General features: G+C 70.8%; 17 protein-coding genes. 12 read left to right on the top strand and 5 right to left on the bottom strand.

The genetic code is table 11. The features are described from left to right. Positions 1 to 9 precede the first annotated feature (9 nt). Both ACIG5F_RS04360 and ACIG5F_RS04365 read left to right on the top strand, forming a co-directional pair. Positions 10 to 1,158, top strand: a complete 1,149-nt coding sequence (locus ACIG5F_RS04360) for a cytochrome P450 (RefSeq protein WP_396515944.1) — start codon at positions 10 to 12, stop codon at positions 1,156 to 1,158. Beyond that, on the top strand, positions 1,155 to 1,505 hold the full coding sequence (locus tag ACIG5F_RS04365) for an MmcQ/YjbR family DNA-binding protein (protein WP_396515945.1): 351 nt from the start codon (positions 1,155 to 1,157) through the stop codon (positions 1,503 to 1,505). The genes ACIG5F_RS04360 and ACIG5F_RS04365 overlap by 4 nt, the downstream gene beginning before the upstream one ends. Here the strand turns inward: ACIG5F_RS04365 and ACIG5F_RS04370 are convergent. Then, positions 1,491 to 1,766 (bottom strand): hypothetical protein, encoded by a 276-nt coding sequence (locus ACIG5F_RS04370; RefSeq protein ID WP_396515946.1) that lies wholly within the window; start codon positions 1,764 to 1,766, stop codon positions 1,491 to 1,493. The two genes, ACIG5F_RS04365 and ACIG5F_RS04370, sit on opposite strands and share 15 nt — an antisense overlap. Before the next feature lie 58 nt (positions 1,767 to 1,824). Next, positions 1,825 to 2,565, bottom strand: coding sequence for a CDP-alcohol phosphatidyltransferase family protein (locus ACIG5F_RS04375; protein ID WP_396515947.1), 741 nt, complete (start codon positions 2,563 to 2,565; stop codon positions 1,825 to 1,827). Between the two features lie 61 nt (positions 2,566 to 2,626). On the opposite strand from ACIG5F_RS04375, the gene ACIG5F_RS04380 reads away from it, so the two are divergent. The 8 genes from ACIG5F_RS04380 (at position 2,627) to ACIG5F_RS04415 (ending at position 10,514) form a co-directional block, all read left to right on the top strand. Continuing rightward, a complete protein-coding gene (locus ACIG5F_RS04380) occupies positions 2,627 to 3,610 on the top strand; it encodes a zinc-binding alcohol dehydrogenase (RefSeq protein WP_396515948.1) in 984 nt (327 codons plus the stop codon). A gap of 2 nt (positions 3,611 to 3,612) precedes the next feature. Next, the gene (locus tag ACIG5F_RS04385; protein ID WP_396516374.1) at positions 3,613 to 4,011 is read left to right on the top strand and encodes a 6-pyruvoyl trahydropterin synthase family protein; all 399 of its coding nucleotides are present in this window, start codon (positions 3,613 to 3,615) and stop codon (positions 4,009 to 4,011) included. An 8-nt stretch (positions 4,012 to 4,019) separates the two neighbouring features. After that, on the top strand, positions 4,020 to 5,090 hold the full coding sequence (locus tag ACIG5F_RS04390) for a glycosyltransferase family 4 protein (protein WP_396516375.1): 1,071 nt from the start codon (positions 4,020 to 4,022) through the stop codon (positions 5,088 to 5,090). Then, positions 5,018 to 5,863: an SAM-dependent methyltransferase gene (locus ACIG5F_RS04395; protein WP_396515949.1), complete on the top strand. Its 846-nt coding sequence runs from the start codon at positions 5,018 to 5,020 to the stop codon at positions 5,861 to 5,863. Before ACIG5F_RS04390 ends, ACIG5F_RS04395 begins: the two co-directional genes overlap by 73 nt. Beyond that, positions 5,860 to 6,984, top strand: a complete 1,125-nt coding sequence (locus tag ACIG5F_RS04400) for a YbhN family protein (RefSeq protein WP_396515950.1) — start codon at positions 5,860 to 5,862, stop codon at positions 6,982 to 6,984. The genes ACIG5F_RS04395 and ACIG5F_RS04400 overlap by 4 nt, the downstream gene beginning before the upstream one ends. Before the next feature lie 75 nt (positions 6,985 to 7,059). After that, entirely contained in the window at positions 7,060 to 8,016 is a 957-nt protein-coding gene (locus ACIG5F_RS04405; RefSeq protein WP_396515951.1) for a hypothetical protein, read from the top strand. Between the two features lie 17 nt (positions 8,017 to 8,033). After that, positions 8,034 to 9,047, top strand: a complete 1,014-nt coding sequence (locus tag ACIG5F_RS04410; RefSeq protein ID WP_396515952.1) for a LacI family DNA-binding transcriptional regulator — start codon at positions 8,034 to 8,036, stop codon at positions 9,045 to 9,047. Between the two features lie 357 nt (positions 9,048 to 9,404). After that, the gene (locus tag ACIG5F_RS04415; protein WP_396515953.1) at positions 9,405 to 10,514 is read left to right on the top strand and encodes an alkaline phosphatase family protein; all 1,110 of its coding nucleotides are present in this window, start codon (positions 9,405 to 9,407) and stop codon (positions 10,512 to 10,514) included. Here the strand turns inward: ACIG5F_RS04415 and ACIG5F_RS04420 are convergent. The 3 genes from ACIG5F_RS04420 to ACIG5F_RS04430 all read right to left on the bottom strand — a co-directional run bounded on the left by ACIG5F_RS04420 (position 10,511) and on the right by ACIG5F_RS04430 (position 13,736). Next, positions 10,511 to 12,070, bottom strand: a complete 1,560-nt coding sequence (locus ACIG5F_RS04420; RefSeq protein WP_396515954.1) for a long-chain-fatty-acid--CoA ligase — start codon at positions 12,068 to 12,070, stop codon at positions 10,511 to 10,513. The two genes, ACIG5F_RS04415 and ACIG5F_RS04420, sit on opposite strands and share 4 nt — an antisense overlap. 52 nt (positions 12,071 to 12,122) lie before the next feature. Next, complete coding sequence (locus ACIG5F_RS04425) at positions 12,123 to 12,719, bottom strand: histidine phosphatase family protein (RefSeq protein WP_396515955.1); 597 nt, start codon at positions 12,717 to 12,719, stop codon at positions 12,123 to 12,125. A 147-nt stretch (positions 12,720 to 12,866) separates the two neighbouring features. Beyond that, complete coding sequence (locus ACIG5F_RS04430; protein ID WP_396515956.1) at positions 12,867 to 13,736, bottom strand: LLM class F420-dependent oxidoreductase; 870 nt, start codon at positions 13,734 to 13,736, stop codon at positions 12,867 to 12,869. Between the two features lie 88 nt (positions 13,737 to 13,824). Here ACIG5F_RS04430 and ACIG5F_RS04435 point away from each other — a divergent pair, with 88 nt between their 5' ends. Next, positions 13,825 to 14,787 carry a bile acid:sodium symporter family protein gene (locus ACIG5F_RS04435; protein WP_396515957.1) on the top strand — a complete coding sequence of 321 codons (963 nt, stop codon included), beginning with the start codon at positions 13,825 to 13,827 and terminating at the stop codon, positions 14,785 to 14,787. After that, positions 14,780 to 15,715, top strand: a complete 936-nt coding sequence (locus ACIG5F_RS04440; RefSeq protein WP_396515958.1) for an adenosine deaminase — start codon at positions 14,780 to 14,782, stop codon at positions 15,713 to 15,715. Before ACIG5F_RS04435 ends, ACIG5F_RS04440 begins: the two co-directional genes overlap by 8 nt. Positions 15,716 to 15,758 lie beyond the last annotated feature (43 nt).

Genomic DNA, 15,758 nt, shown 5'->3' on the forward strand with positions numbered 1-15,758 from the left:
TTCGGACGCATGTTCCCAGTCGGCGCCCAGGCCACGGTCGACGAACTCACCGCCGACTCGCATCCGCTGCTGGCCCGCCTGCGCGCGGCCGAGCCGGTGTCCCGGCTGCCGGCGCTGAACGGGTGGCTGGTGACCCGGCACAACCTGGCGTTGCAGGTGATGCGGGACGCGGCCACGTTCACGGTGGACGACCCCCGCTTCTCCACGGCGCAGGTGGTCGGCCCGTCGATGCTGTCCCTGGACGCCGACGAGCACGCCCGGCACCGGGCCCCGTTCTCACGTCAGTTCCGGCCGCGCGAGATCGAGGACCGGTTCGGCGACTTCGTGCGCGCCGAGTGCGACCGGCTGGTCAACGGCTTCGTCGGCGCCGGGCAGGCGGAGCTGCGGCGGGCGTTGGCCGGACCGCTGGCGGTGGCGGTGGTCGCCGATGCGCTGGGCCTGGACGGCGCCGACGCGAAGCGGGTGCTGGCCTGGTACGACGCGATCGTGTCCGCGGTGGCCGACATCTCGGCCGGGCGTCAGCCGGATTCCGTTGGCGTGGAGGCGTTCAGCGAGCTGCGGGCGCACATCGAGGGCTCGGTTGCCCGGCCGAATCCGTCGCTGCTGACCGAGGCTGCCCGGTCACTGGCGCTGCCGGAGGTGGTGTCGAACGCGGCGGTGCTGATGTTCGGCGGCATCGAGACCACCGAGGGCATGATCGCCAATCTGGTGCTGCACCTGGTGAACGATCCGTCGCAAATGGACATCGTCCGGGCCGACCGGTCGCGGATCCCCGACGCCGTCGAGGAGTCCCTGCGTATGGAGCCGGCCGCGGCGGTGATCGACCGGTACGCCACTCGAGACGTGGAACTGGCCGGGGCGTCGATCAAGCGCGGCGATCTCGTCACCGTCTCGTTGACGGCGGCCAACCGGGATCCGGCGGTGTTCGAGAACCCGGACGTCTTCGACCTGCGGCGGCCGAACCTGCGCAAGCAGCTGGCCTTCGCGCACGGCCCGCACTTCTGCCTCGGCGTCGACCTGGCCCGGCTGGAGGCGCGGATCGCCGTCGAGACGGTGCTGGATCGCCTGCCGGGCCTGGAACTCACCGAGCCGGCCGAGCCGACGGGCCTGGTGTTCCGCAAGCCCGACGCCGTGCACGTGCGATGGGAGACGGCATGACCCCGGCGGAAGTGGCGGCCTACGCGCTGGAATTCCCCCAGGCGGTCATGGAGAACCCGTTCGGCCCGGGCCTGGACGTCTACAAGGTCGAGGGCAAGATCTTCGCGATCCTGGCCCCGAGGGCCACGCCGCCGACGGTGTCCCTCAAGTGCGAGCCCAATCTGGCGGTGCACCTGCGGATCCAGCACGACGGCGTGACCCCCGGCTGGCACCTGAACAAGAAGCACTGGAACACGGTGCGACTGGACGGCGCCATCCCGCCGGGCCAGATCGAGGAGATGATCGAGCACTCCTACGAGCGGGTCGTCGCCGGTCTGCCCAAGCTGGTCCGGCTACGACTGCGATAGCAACAGCTTGCGCCACAACTGTTCCGGCAGTTCCTCGCCCCGCGCCATCGTGACGGTCAGACCCCAGGCCATCAGGAAACCCAGCAGCCCCAACGCCAATCCCGAGATGCCGAGCACGAGGCCGACCAGCCACATCAGCTGCCGCAGCGGGCTGATCAGCGTCAGGATCGGGGTGGTCACCAGCGCGAGCGCGATGTAGCCGGCCGATCCGGCCTGGTCCATGCGTAGGACCAGGCGAAGCAGACGGTGTTTGCGGGCCATGGTTCTCGCCTCCCTTGGTGTCACCGTCGACGGTAGGCCGACGCGGGAGGCGAAGCGATTACGCGACAGGTAAAGGGGATTCCGCTCGTGTCGGCTGGGTGTGCCACAGCCAGCGCACGTCCCGGCCGAAGGACCAGACCAGGGAGCCCAGCGCGAGCGCGACCACCGCGATCGACACGTCCTTGGGCAACAGGCCGGAAGCCGCGACGACCAGCAGGATGCCCTGGGCGGCGGCGACGGTCTTGCGGGCGAAGCTCGGCGGCAGCGCGCCCTTCAGCCACGGCATGACCCAGCCGGCGGCGACGAAGACGTACCGCATGGCGCCGATGAGCAGCACCCACGGCCCCAGCCACTCGGCGACGAACACGCTCAGCACCAGGATCAGGAACGCGTCGACCTCCATGTCGAACCGCGCCCCGACCGCGCTGGCGCTGCCGGTGCGACGCGCGACGTAGCCGTCGACACCGTCCAGTACCAGGGCGACCGCGGACAGCACCACCACGGCGACCGTCGACGGGCCGTGCACCAGTCCATCGGCGACCAATGCTGCGACCCCGACGACGAGCGTGGCCCGGAACAGGGTGACCCAGTTGGCCTGGCCGAACCGCCTGGCCTGCGAGCGGTGCAGCGCATAACCGAGGGTCGCGCATGTCACCACTGCGCACGCGGTGCCGGCGGCCAACGCGCTCGGGCCGATACGCAGCGCCGCCCACAACAGGGCCAGCAGGACCAGCTGCCCGCCGAGCCCGGCGACCACGCCGGGTGTCACCGTCGATACGTGCCGAATCTGAATGGTCACCGCGCCTCCACACGTGCTCATGCTTCGGTCAGAACACGTCCACTGTGGTAGAAGGGTTCAAATGGACCTGTCCGCACACGCGTTCTGGCTGCTGCGCCCGGGTGAAGGCGAGATCCGTCCGGTGCGGTTGAGGCCACCCGGCGCCGGCGAAGTGCTGGTCAGGACGCTGTTCTCCGGGGTGAGCCGCGGCACCGAGACCCTGGTCTTCCGCGGCGGCGTGCCTGCCAGCCAGCACGACCTCATGCGCGCGCCGTTCCAGGACGGCGAGTTCCCCGCCCCGGTCAAGTACGGCTATCTCAATGTCGGCGTCGTCGAGGCCGGCGAGCCTGATCTGGTCGGGCGGACCGTGTTCTGCCTCTTTCCACATCAGACCCGATACGTGGTGCCAGCCTCGGCGGTGACCGTTCTGCCCGATTCGGTGCCGGCGGAGCGGGCCGTGCTGGCCGGCACGGTGGAGACGGCCGTCAACGCGGTGTGGGACGCCGCTCCCCTGCTCGGCGACCGCATCGCGGTGATCGGCGCCGGCATGGTCGGGTGTTCGGTGGCGGCGCTGCTGGCCAAGTTCCCGGGCGTGCGCGTGCAGCTGGTGGACGTCGATCCGTCACGGGCGGCGGTTGCGGCCGCACTGGGCGTGGAGTTCGTGTCGCCGGAGGACGCGGCCGACGGCTGCGACCTGGTCGTGCACGCCAGCGCCACGTCGGCTGGGCTGACCCGGGCGCTGGAGCTGCTCACGCCGGAGGGCACTGTCGTCGAGCTCTCGTGGTACGGCGACAAGGAGGTCAGCGTCCCGCTCGGGGAGTTCTTCCACTCCCGGCGGCTGGTCGTGCGCAGCAGCCAGGTCGGCGCCATTCCGGCGGCGCGGCGCGGTCGGCACACCTACGCCAGCCGGCTCGCGGTGTCGTTGGAGCTGCTGGCCGACCCGGTGTTCGACGCCCTGATCACCGGTTCCAGCGATTTCGCCTCGTTGCCCGCGGTCTTGCCGGAGCTGGCCGACGGCCGACTGCCGGCGCTGTGTCACCGCATCGTCTACCCAGCAGGAGGATGACCTTGTTCAGCATCACCGTCCGCGACCACATCATGGTCGCGCACAGCTTCCGGGGCGAGGTGTTCGGGCCGGCCCAGCGGCTGCACGGCGCGACGTTCGTGGTGGACGCGACGTTCCGGCGGGCCGAGCTGGACGACGACAACATCGTGGTGGACATCGGCCTGGCCAGCCAGCAGCTGGGCGAGCTGCTCGGTGAGCTCAACTACCGGAACCTGGACGAGGAGCCGGCCTTCGCCGGGATCAACACCTCGACCGAGTTCCTGGCCAAGGTCATCGCCGACCGGCTGGCCGACCGCGTCGCGGCCGGGGCGCTCGGCCCGTCGGCGAGCGGGCTGTCCGGCATCTCCGTCACACTGCACGAGTCGCACAACGCCTGGGCCTGTTACGAGCGTTCACTGTGACTTTGCCTGTGAACTCAGTTCACACGGTATGGCCGGCCCAGGTCGCGGACGTCGCCGCCCCCAGCGGTGGCAACGTCTACGACCGGCGGGTGAGCGCCGGCTTGTCGTCGCTTGGCTGGAATGTCGACGAAATCCTGGTCGGCGGCGACTGGCCGCGGCCCGACGCGGCGGCGCGGGCGGAGTTGGCCTCGGCGCTCGACCAGCTCGATTCCGGTGAAGTCGTGCTTTTCGACGGTTTGGTCGCGTGCGGCGTTCCGGAGATCGTCGTGCCGGCGGCCCGTCGGCTGCGCGTCGTCGTGCTGGTCCATCTGCGGTTGGCGGCGGAGACCGGGCTGCCGCCGGCCGTTCGCGACGACCTCGACCGTCGCGAACGAGAAGTGCTGCACGCGGCGCACGCGGTGGTCGCCACCAGCGAGTGGGCCGCCCGTGAACTGACCGAACACCACAATTTGCCTGTGAACCGAGTTCACAACGTCAATCCCGGTGTCGACCGCGCGCCGATCGCTCACGGCACGGACGGCGCGTCGCGGCTGCTCTGCGTCGCGTCGGTCACCCCGCGCAAGGGCCACGACCTGCTTGTCGACGCGTTGGCCACGATCGACGATCTCGACTGGCACCTCGTCTGCGTCGGCGCGCTCCACCACGCGCCGGAGCACGTCGCTCGGTTGAAAAGCAGCATTGCGCGCGAAAAGGTCGACTTCGTCGGTCCGCAGCACGGCGACGAACTCGAGCAGAGCTACGCCGCCGCCGACCTGTTCGTGCTCGCCTCCCGGGCGGAGACCTACGGCATGGTCGTCACCGAGGCGCTGGCCCGCGGCATCCCGGTGCTCGCCACCGACGTGGACCCGTTGCCCCGGACCGTCGGCCACGCGCCGGACGGCAGCGTGCCCGGCCTGCTCGTTCCCCCCGAAGGCCTGGCAGCCGCGCTCCGCCGCTGGCTCACCGACGCTGAGCTGCGAGAACGCCTCCGGAAAGCGGCCGTGCAGCGTCGTGGCATGCTGAGCGGATGGGCGAAAACCTCGAACACCCTGGCCGAACTGCTGACTCAGGTGACGCGGAGTTCACCCCCGAATGGCTGACCCTGCGTGAGCCGGTCGACGCCGCCGCCAGGTCCACCGACCTCGTCGAGCGCCTGGTCCGGCTGTTCGCCGGCCGGGACCGGCTGGTGATCAGGGACCTGGGCTGCGGCACCGGCTCGATGGGCCGCTGGCTGAGCCCGCTGCTGCCCAATCCGCAGCACTGGATCATGCAGGACCGTGAACCAGATCTGCTGGGGCACGTGTATATGGGTGTGACCTCCTCAGCCCCCGTCACGGTCGAGACCCGGTTGGGTGATCTCGGCGGCGTCACCGCCGCCGACCTCGCCGGCACCTCGCTGGTGACCGCGTCCGCCCTGCTCGACATCCTCACCGCCGGCGAAGTCGACCGGCTCGCCGCCGCGTGTGTCGAGGCCCGCGTGCCCGCGCTGTTCACGCTCTCCGTGCTCGGCGAGGTGGAGCTGTCGCCGGCCGAGCCGTTCGACGCCGATATCACCGCCGCGTTCAACGAGCACCAGCGCCGCGTCCAGGACGGTCGTCGACTGCTCGGTCCGGACGCCCCCGCCGCGATCGTCGAGTCGTTCGAGAAGCGCGGCGCCTCCGTGCAGGTCGCGCCGAGCCCGTGGCAGCTGGGCGGGGAACACACCGAGCTCACCGCGGAGTGGCTGCGGGGCTGGGTCGGCGCCGCGGTCGAGCAGCGCCCGGAGCTGACCGCCGCCTCCGCCGGCTATCTGCGGCAGCGCCTCGACTCGATCGAGGCGGGTCGGCTGACCGGCTCGGTCGGCCACGTCGACGTGCTGGCGGTGCCCGCATGACTCTTCGTGAACGCGGCGGCGTGACCACACAGGACCGTCGGAGCGCCGGCATCATGCGTCTGGTCTGGCCGTGGGTGAAGATCCTCGCCGGGGTGGTCATCATCGGCATCCTGCTGTGGCGGTTGGGCACCGGGGCCTTTGTGGACGGCCTGAGCGAGATCAACCTGTGGGGCGTGGCCGCCGCGCTCGGGATCGGGTTGCTCACGACGGTGTTCAGCGCCTGGCGCTGGTGTGTCGTGGCCGACCAGCTGGGGCTGAAGCTGTCGCTGCGGACAGCGGTGGCCGACTACTACCAGGCGTTGTTCATCAACGCGGTGCTGCCCGGCGGTGTGCTCGGCGACGTGCACCGGGCAGTGCAGAACGGACACGACACCGGGGACGTCGGCCGCGGGGTGCGGGCCGTGGTGCTGGAGCGGACCGGGGGCCAGCTGGCGATCCTCGCCGTCGGGGCGGGGGTGCTGCTCACCGATCCGTCGCTGATCGGCAAGGTGATCGGGGACATCGTGCCCGCGCCGGCCGCGATCGTGATCGGTGTGCTGTTGGTCGTCGCGGCGGCGATCGTGTTGGCGATCTCGTCCCGGCGGCCGCGCTGGCGGCAGGCGGTGGCGAAGACCGTGCTCGACATTCGGCGCAGCCTGCTCAGTCGCAAGGCGTGGCCGGCGATCGTGCTGCTGTCGGTGGCGACGCTGGCCGGGCACCTCAGCCTGTTCCTCGTCGCCGCGCGGGCCGCCGGCTCGACCGCGTCGATCGGACAACTGCTGCCACTGCTGGTGTTGGCGCTGATCGCGATGGGCCTGCCGATCAACGTCGGTGGTTGGGGGCCGCGCGAGGGTGTCGCCGCGCTCGCGTTCGCCGCCGCCGGTCTCGGCGCCACCCAGGGCGTCACCACCGCCGTCGTCTACGGAGTGCTGACGTTGATCTCCAGCCTGCCCGGGGCCGCCGTGCTTGTGCTGCGCCGCGTGCGGCGCCCGGCCTCCACCAGCGCTCCGGTCGCCAGCGACGATCTGGTCACGTCCAACGATCTGGTTGTGCCCGCCGAGTCGGTCGTCCCGGCCGGACAGCCCGCGCGGGAGCCGGTCGCGATCATCGTCCGCCGGAAGGTGCAGCCGCAGGCCGCCTGAGTGGGCAGACGGGATTACCCGATCAGGTGGACCGAGGTGGCCGCGCCTCACATGTTGATCTGCGATCCTGTGCCGGTGACCGAGTACGCCTACGACCGGACCAGGAATGCCCTGCTGGCGGTCTGGAGCGTGGGCATCGGCAACGTCGCCGAGACGGCGGTGGCGTTCGGCGAGGATCTGCCCGACGCGGAGCACGCCCTCCAGCTCGGCTACGACCTGACGCGGCTGTCGGACCAGGTGTGGCACACCTACACCCACCCGCTCACCGAGGCGGTGGACCGGCCGGAGGAGGCGCTGAGCCGGGCCCGTGACAAGCTGGCCGTCGGGCTGGCCACCGAGGCGATGCGGGAGCCGAACCTGCCGGTGGGCAACCAGATCCGGGTCTGCGAGAGCGCGGTGATGGAGTCCGCCCACGAGGTCGGCCGCACGCTGCACAAGATCGCCGACAGCCAGGTGACCGAGCAGGCGGTCGCCGATGTCGAGGCCGAGATCGCGGCGATGCGCCAGGCCTCGCTGGGCGATCTGAGCGGCCGGGCCAACCAGGCGGTGGTGCTGAGCCGGCTGGATCCGCAGCCCCAGCAGGTGGCCGCCGCGCACGCGTATTTCGAGAAGCACCCGACGGGGCCGACCGAGCTGTACACGAAGGTCGACGCCACCTCGGCCGCGGTGGCCGCGGTGCACTGGTTCTCCGCGGCGTTCACGGTCGCGCGTCGGGCCTCGATGGGTGATCTGTCCGACGCGCCGCCGACCGAGTGGCCCATGCCGAGCCCCGAGCACGACTACAGCGACAACCTCCGGGCGCAGACCATGCAGCGGCTGGCTCGCGGCGAGTCGCCCCGGGACATCGTGATCGCGCTGGTCCGGGACGGGGTGCGGGCCCGGGCGCTGCTGGAGGAGCTGGTGCTGGGCATCGACCACGCCTACCAGCTCTACCGCGAGGACCACAGGACCGTGCCGGCCCGTCAGATTGATGAAACATTTCTGGCCCGGACGACGAGAATGGCCGTGGAGGGACGCGACCGCATCCTGTAGAGCCGTGGAGGGCCGCCGTGGTGACCATCATGGACGTCGCCCGGGCGGCCGGCGTCGCGCCCAGCACGGTGTCGTACGTGATCAGCGGCAAGAGACATATCTCCACCAACACCCGCATGCGGGTCGAGCAGTGCATCCGCGACCTGGGCTACCACCCCAACGCCGGCGCCCGGGCGCTCGCCAGCAGCCGCACCAACGTGCTGGCGCTGGCCGTGCCGCTGCGCGCGGACGTCAACCTCTCGGTGATCATGCAGTTCGTCTCCTCGGTGGTCACCGCCGCCCGTGAGCACGAGCTGGACCTGTTGCTGCTGACCAAGGACAACGGCTCCGCCGACTTACGCCGGGTGGCGTCCTCCGCCATCGCCGACGCGCTGATCGTCATGGACGTCGAGTCCGCCGACGGCCGGGTGCCCGTGCTGTCCGCCCTGGACCGGCCGGCCGTGCTGATCGGGCTACCTGAGCAGCCCGACGGCCTGAGCTGCGTCGACCTGGATTTCACCGCCGCCGGCGCCGCCTGCGTGCACCATCTCGCCGACCTCGGTCACCACCACATCGCCCTCGTCGGTCCCTCCCCCGCCGTCCACCGCCGTGGCACCAGCTTCGCCCGCCGCTTCCGCCACGGCTACGACTCCGCCGCCGCCGAACGCCGCGTCCACGTCACCGCTCACCCGTGCGGCCCATCCCACGACTCCGCCGAGGCCTGCCTCGACCAGCTTTTCGCCGCAAACCCCCACGTCACCGGCCTCGTCGTGCACAACGAGGCCGTGCTGCCCGACGTGCTGGCCGGCCTCTCCGCCCGTGGCCTCCGCGTGCCCGAGGATGTCTCCGTCGTCGCCGTCTGCCCCGACAACATGGCCGATCTCGGCGCCATCCCCCTCACCTCCGTCGCCATCCCCGCCCCCGAGGTCGGCGACCTCGCCGTGCGCATGACCATCGGCCAGCTCGCCGGCGCTCCCGCCGCCGAGGTCCGTCTCCTCCCTCCCTGCCTCACCCGCCGCCAGAGCACGGCCGTCGCCTCCGCCGCCCGCTGACGAACTCCTCCATTTCGTCGAAATGGAGGAGTTCGCACGAAGACGAGAAGCGCGGCGGCCGGGAGTACGGCGGTGGATGGCGGTGTGCTGGACGGTGACGGGGGCGGCGTCTTCGACGCTGACGGTGTCGTTGCAGAAACTGACGATGAGCGCGGTGCCGAGCAACCGGGCCGGGGGCGGTGTCGATGGTGTCGGCGTTCCGGTTCGCGGGCACGGCGCTAGCCCCGACGGCCTGGCTCTCCCCTGTGTCACGGCGGCTCGGCGCTGCCCTTCCCTTTTACCACAACGGTTCGGGGCTGGTGTTCGCCGTCGCGGGATCGAGCCAGCTGATCGCGGCGGCTGCGTTACTCTGCCTTCGTGGCCGACACGATCCTGCCGCGGTACGGTGAGCGCTCGCTGTGCGAGGTGACGCCGTCGCTGCTCGCCGCGCTCGGCGTGCCGGGGTTCGACAACGTGTTGGGTGTGGAGCGGACGCCCGCGGCCTCCCTGCTGTTGATCGACGGGCTGGGCTGGGAACTGCTCGGGGAATTCGCCGAGGACGCGCCGTTCCTGGCGGCGCGGATGGCGGGCGAGGAGCCGTTGACGGCGGGCTTTCCCAGCACCACGGCGACCAGCGTGTCCACATTCGGCACGGGGATGCCCTCCGGTGAGCACGGCATCGTCGGCACGAGCTTCGCGGCGCCGCAACTGCTGCACGCGCTGCCCTGGCGAGTGAACGGCGCGGATGCGCGGGAAACGTTGGTGCCGGAGGAGATCCAGCCGCTGCCGACGCTGTTCGAGCGGGCGGGGATCCACGCCACGGTCGCGGCCCCGATGCTGCACCGCGGTTCGGGGCTGACCCGGAGCGTCTTCCGAGGCGGCACGTTCGAGCCGGTGTTCGCGCTGGGCGACCTCGCGGCCAGGATCGCGGCCAATCGCGATGGGTTCTGCTATGCCTACCACGGCGATCTGGACACGATGGGCCACGTTTACGGGCCGGGGTCGCGGGAGTGGCGCTGGCAGCTCAACCATGTCGACCGCATGGTGGCGACGGTGGTCGACGCGTTGCCGCCGGGCGCCCTGCTGGCCGTCACCGCCGATCACGGCATGGCGACCACACAGTCCACTGTGGACTTTGATACCGAAATTGGCCTCCAGCAAGGGGTTCGCCTGCTCGGCGGCGAGCCTCGGGCCCGGCACGTCTACGCGGAGCCGGGCGCCGCCGACGACGTGCTGGCGGCGTGGCGAAACCTGTTGGGCGACAAGGCATTGGTCGTGAGCCAGGAACAGGCGATCGACGAGGGCTGGTTCGGGACGGTCTCCGATCGGGTGCGGCCGAGGATCGGCGACGTCATCGCCGCCGCACTCGGCGGGTTCTGCGTCGTCCGCACGGTTCGGGAGCCCGTGGAATCGGGCTTCCGAGGCGTGCACGGCTCGCTGACCCCAGCCGAGATGTTGGTGCCGTTGCTCGTCTTCCCCGGCAGCTAGTCGACGTAAAGCTTGCGCAGCTCGAACTTCTGCACCTTGCCGGTGGCGGTGCGGGGCAGGCTGTCCACCACGATCAGGGCGGTGGGCTTCTTGTACGAGGCCAGCCGGTCCCGGCAGTGCTCGACGACGTCGGCCAGCGTCGGCGGGTCGGCCGGGTCGACGGCGGTGACCACGGCGACCGGGGTCTGCACCCATTTCTCGTGCGGGGCCCCGATCACGGCCACGTCGGCGACCTTGGGATGGGTGTCGATAGCCGCCTCCACCTCGGCGCAGTAGATGTTCTCGCCGCCGGAGATGATCATGTCCTTCTTGCGGTCCACCACCCAGACGAAGCCGTCCTCGTCGGCCTTGCACAGGTCGCCGGAGTGGAACCAGCCGCCGGCGAACGCCTCGGCGGTGGCCTCGGGCTTGCCCCAGTAGCCGGGCGTGATCACCGGCCCTCGGTAGACGGCCTCGCCGATCTCGCCCGGTTTCACGTCCCGCATCTCGTCATCGACGATGCGCACCTCGATGCCGGGGATCGGGGTGCCGACCGAGCCGCGCTTGCGGATCGCGTCCTCCGCCCGCAGCAAGCACACCACCGCGCACGTTTCCGTCTGCCCGAAGGCCGTGTACGCGGCGGCGTCGGGAAAGGTCTCGGCCAGCGCCTGCAAGGTGGACGGCGTGGCCGGCGACGCGCCCCAGGTGATGTTGCTCAGCACCAGGTTGCGATCCTTGACCCCCGGCACCGAGCAGATCGCCTGCCACTGGCTGGGCACGAAGAAGGTGTGGGTGATCTGCTCCCGCTCCAACAGGTCCACGGCCTCGGCCGGGTCGAAGCCGGCGCCGGAGTAGATCACGACCCGGTCGCCGCCGATGAGCCGGCCAAGGGCCGTGCCCATGCCGGCGATGTGGAACATCGGCACGCCGAGCAGCACGGCCTCGCCGTCGGGGCATTCGCCGCCGGCGGCGATCCGCTGCAACATGCCGGCGTAGGCCAGGTTGCGGTGCGTGAGCACAGCGCCCTTGGGCCGACCGGTGGTACCCGAGGTGTACATGATGAACGCCGGATCCTGTTCCGGCACAACGATGTCCAGCGGATCGTCGGGCTCGGCGGCCAGCGCCTGCTCGAACTCGGGGCCGATGCGCAGGGTTGACCGCACACAGTCCTGTTCGGACAGTGCCGCCTCGGCCAGCGGCGCGGTCAGCTCGTCGACGATCAGCGCGCCGGCCGTGCAGTCGTGCAGGATGTAGGCGACTTCCCCGGCCACCAGCCGGAAGTTGACGGGCACGACGATCGCCCCGAGCCGTAGCACGGCGTAGAACGCCTCGACGGTCTCGATGCGGTTGGTGGCCAGCACCGCGACCCGGTCCCCGGCGTGCACTCCCCGTGCGCGCAATGCCCTGGCCAGCCGATTGACCCGGCGATCGAGTTCGGTGTAGGTGCGGCGGGTGTCGTCCATCTGGAGCGCGACCCGGTCCGGAAAGATCCGCGCGGCCCGGGCCAGCTGGTTGGCCAGCGCCATGCTGCCGGCCGCGGTGGCGGCGGCGACGTCCGGATGCGATGCAGCGATCATCGTCCCCACTCCCTTGTGCGGCAGTGACTTCGACGCTACCCAGGCGACGCGGCTAAGACAATGCCGAGAAGCGGCGCAAGGTCCAACGGGGCAACGGCCACCCGGTCGGATCACCTTCGGTGGCCCATTCGGTGACCGACGCCGGTGCCACGGCCAGATCGAAGGCGCGCAGCAGCGGCTGGTTGCCGAAGGCCACGAAGGAGGCCTCGACCGTTTCCGCGTGGCCGACCGCGATCACCGTCCGATCGCGGTGCCGGGCGGCCAGTTCCAGCAACGCCCGGCTGACTCGCAGCACGAGTTCCGCCCACGTCTCGTTGCCCGCCTCGAACGGCCGGAACACACCGCCGCCCTCGATCCCGAACCGCCGCTGGAATTCGGCGGCGGTCAGGCCGGTGGCCGCCGGCGGTGTGTGCCAGGTGCACAGGCCGCAGTCCCGCGTCGCGCTCACGCCCAAGCGATCGGCGATCACCGCCGCCGTGTCGATCGCCCGGACCTCCGCGGACGAATACACCACGACCGGCCCGTGTTCCTCGGCCACGAGCCGGCCGGCCAGGTCCTCGGCCTGCCGCCGCCCGGCCGCGGTCAGCCCTTCCGGGCCGCGCAGCGTGTGGTCGGATTCGCCGTGCCGGACCAACAGCAGGCGGGCCATGGCGATCACTCCACAGTGGACTTTCCGGACGAATGAGTGTGGCCCCCAAGTAGAAGGGCATCACGGGGCGAATCCACCGACAGGGTTGCCGGCCCGCCGGGCGAGCGAGGCGGCAATCCCCTCGGCCCAACCGACCGGCGGCATCGACTACAGGTTGCCCACCCGCTCCACCAGCGGGGCGGCGAAGTCCTCGACCCACTGGGCCGGGGCGCCGGTCGGGGGCATGACGATCACGGTCTGGGCGCCGAGCTTGACGTAGGGCTGGAGCTGCTCGACGAACTCGTCCACGCCGCCCTCGGTGACGCGGCCGGCCACGGTGACCTCGATCTCGGCGAAGTCGCGGCCGACGTCGTCGCAGTGGGCCTTGAGGACGTCGATCTTGTGGGCGACCTCCTCGGGCGAGGTGGTGAACAGGTTGCAGGCGTCGGCGTACTGGGCGACCAGGCGCAGGGTCTTCTTCTCGCCACCGCCGCCGATGAGCACGCGCGGCCGGGGCGAGCGCACGGCCGGCGGGTGGTTGATGGTCTCGGCCAGCTGGTAGTGCTTGCCCTCGAACGGGCCGTCGTTGCCCTGGTCCCACATCTGGTGGCAGATTCGCAGCGTCTCCTCGAGCCGCTCGAACCGCTCCTTGACCGGCGGGAACGGCACGCCGAGGCCGGCGTGCTCACGGTCGTACCAGGCGGCACCGATGCCGAGCGTGCCGCGGCCGCCGGACAGGACGTCCAGGGTGGTGACGATCTTGGCCAGCAGGCCGGGGTGCCGGTAGGTGACGCCGGTGACCAGCAGGCTGAGCTCGACGGTCGAGGTGTGCGCGGCCAGGAAGCCCAGCGTGGTGTAGCCCTCCAGCATGTGGTCGAGCGCGCCGCCGTTGTGCTCCATCTGGAAGTAATGGTCCATGACCGACAACCAGCCGACCCCGGCGGCCTCGGCGGCCTGGCCGACGGCGGCCAGCTCGGGGCCGATGCCGGCGGACCCCGCGGGGTGGTCGAACTTGGTGACGTGGACGCCGACTCGCACGGTCGTCTCCCATTCGGTGTCGTGAGTGTCGCCACAACGCTATGACCTGGAGCGCGCTCCAGGTCAATCCCGTGCTTATGCTGCCGTAATGTCCCGGCTACGGCTCGATCCCTACATCCTGGCGCTGGTGGCCACCGTCGTGGTGGCGTCATTGCTACCCGCACGGGGGATCTACGCGACCGGACTGGGTCATGTCACCACCGTCGCGATCGGATTGCTGTTCTTCCTCTACGGCGCGCGGCTGTCCACTCGGGAAGCGTTGGACGGCCTGAGGCACTGGTGCCTGCACACGCTGGTGCTGGCCTGCACCTTCGTGCTGTTCCCGGCGCTGGGCCTGCTGTGCCGGCTGCTGGTGCCGACCGTGCTGACCCCGGAGCTGTGGACCGGGCTGATGTTCCTGTGCTGCCTGCCCTCCACCGTGCAGTCCTCGATCGCGTTCACGTCCATCGCCCGCGGCAACGTGGCCGCGGCGATCTGCAGCGCGTCCTTCTCCAACCTGCTGGGCATCGTGCTCACGCCGCTGATGGTCACCGTGTTCATCGTCAACGGCAGCGGCGGCGTGTCCTTCGACGCGGTCCGGGACATCCTGCTGCAACTGCTGGCTCCCTTCGTCGCCGGCCAGCTGCTGCGGCGGTGGATCACCGGTTTCCTGACCCGGCACAAAAAGGTGTTGGGCTACGTGGACCGGGGATCCATCCTGTTGGTCGTGTACGCCGCTTTCAGCGAGGGTGTGGTCGCCGGCATCTGGGGCCGGCTCTCGATCGTCGACCTCGCCCTGTTACTCGCCGTGAATGCCGCCTTGCTGGCGTTTGTCCTGCTGTGCACGACGGTGCTGGCCCGCCGGCTCGGCTTCGGCCGGGCCGACGAGATCGCCATCGTGTTCTGCGGCTCGAAGAAGTCCCTGGCCAGCGGGCTGCCGATGGCCAGCGTGCTGTTCCCGGCCGGCGCGGTCGGCCTGATCGTGCTGCCGCTGATGCTGTTCCACCAGATGCAGCTGATGGTCTGCGCCTGGCTGGCCCGCCGCTACGCCGACCAGTACTCCCATGCGTGAGCTGGCCGCGCTGCCCAAGGCGCACCTGCACGTCCACCTGGAAAGCGCGATCCGGCCGTCGACGCTGGCCGAGCTGGGTTTCGCCTCGGACATCACGGAGTTCGACGGCTTCCGCTCGTTCGCCGACCACAACTCGCTGGTCCGGCAGTGCCTGACCGAGCCGGAGCACTTCACCCGGATCGCCGCCGAGTTCAGCGAAGACCAAGCGGCGCAAGGGGTTCGCTACGGCGAGGTGACCTTCACCGCCGCCGCGCACGGGGAGCGGCTTGGCGATCCGGAGATGCCGCTGGAGGCGGTGCTGGCCGGCCTGGCCCCGGAATTCACCGTGATACTGGACCATTCCCGGCGGCGGTCGCCCGAGCGGTTCGCGAAGACGCTTGAGCTGGCCCGCGAACACGACCGGGTGGTGGCGATCGGCATGGCCGGCGAGGAGCGCCACCCGCTGGCGCCGTTCGCCGAACTTCTCGACGAGGCAAGGGATGCCGGCGTCCGGCTGGTGCACCACGCCGGCGAGGACGCGGGCCAGGACAGCATCGTCGAGGCGCTGGATCTCGGCCACGCGGCGCGGATCGGCCACGGCATCCGGTGCCTGGAGTCGCCGGCCCTGGTGGCGCGGCTGCGGGACGAGGGCGTGCCGCTGGAGGTGTGCCCGTCCTCGAACGTGGGCCTGGGACTGGTGCCGTCCTGGCCGGAGCACCCGCTGCCACGACTGGTCGACGCCGGGCTCCGGGTCACCGTGAACACGGACGTGCCGGTCTCGGTCGGCACGGATCTGGTCGCCGAGTACGAGCGGATCCGGGCGGTCTTCGGCTACGACGACCAGGCGCTGGCCGCGCTGGCCCTGGCCGGAGTGGACGCCTCGTTCGCCCCGGACGCGGTGAAGGCGGCCTTGCGTGCGGGCATCGACGACTGGCTCGCCGCCGACTGATCAGCCGGCGAGGGCCGCTCGGCTTCCTGCCCGAAGGGGTTAT

Origin of the sequence: Kutzneria sp. NPDC052558 (assembly GCF_044547355.1) — a bacterium.
GTDB lineage: Bacteria > Actinomycetota > Actinomycetes > Mycobacteriales > Pseudonocardiaceae > Kutzneria.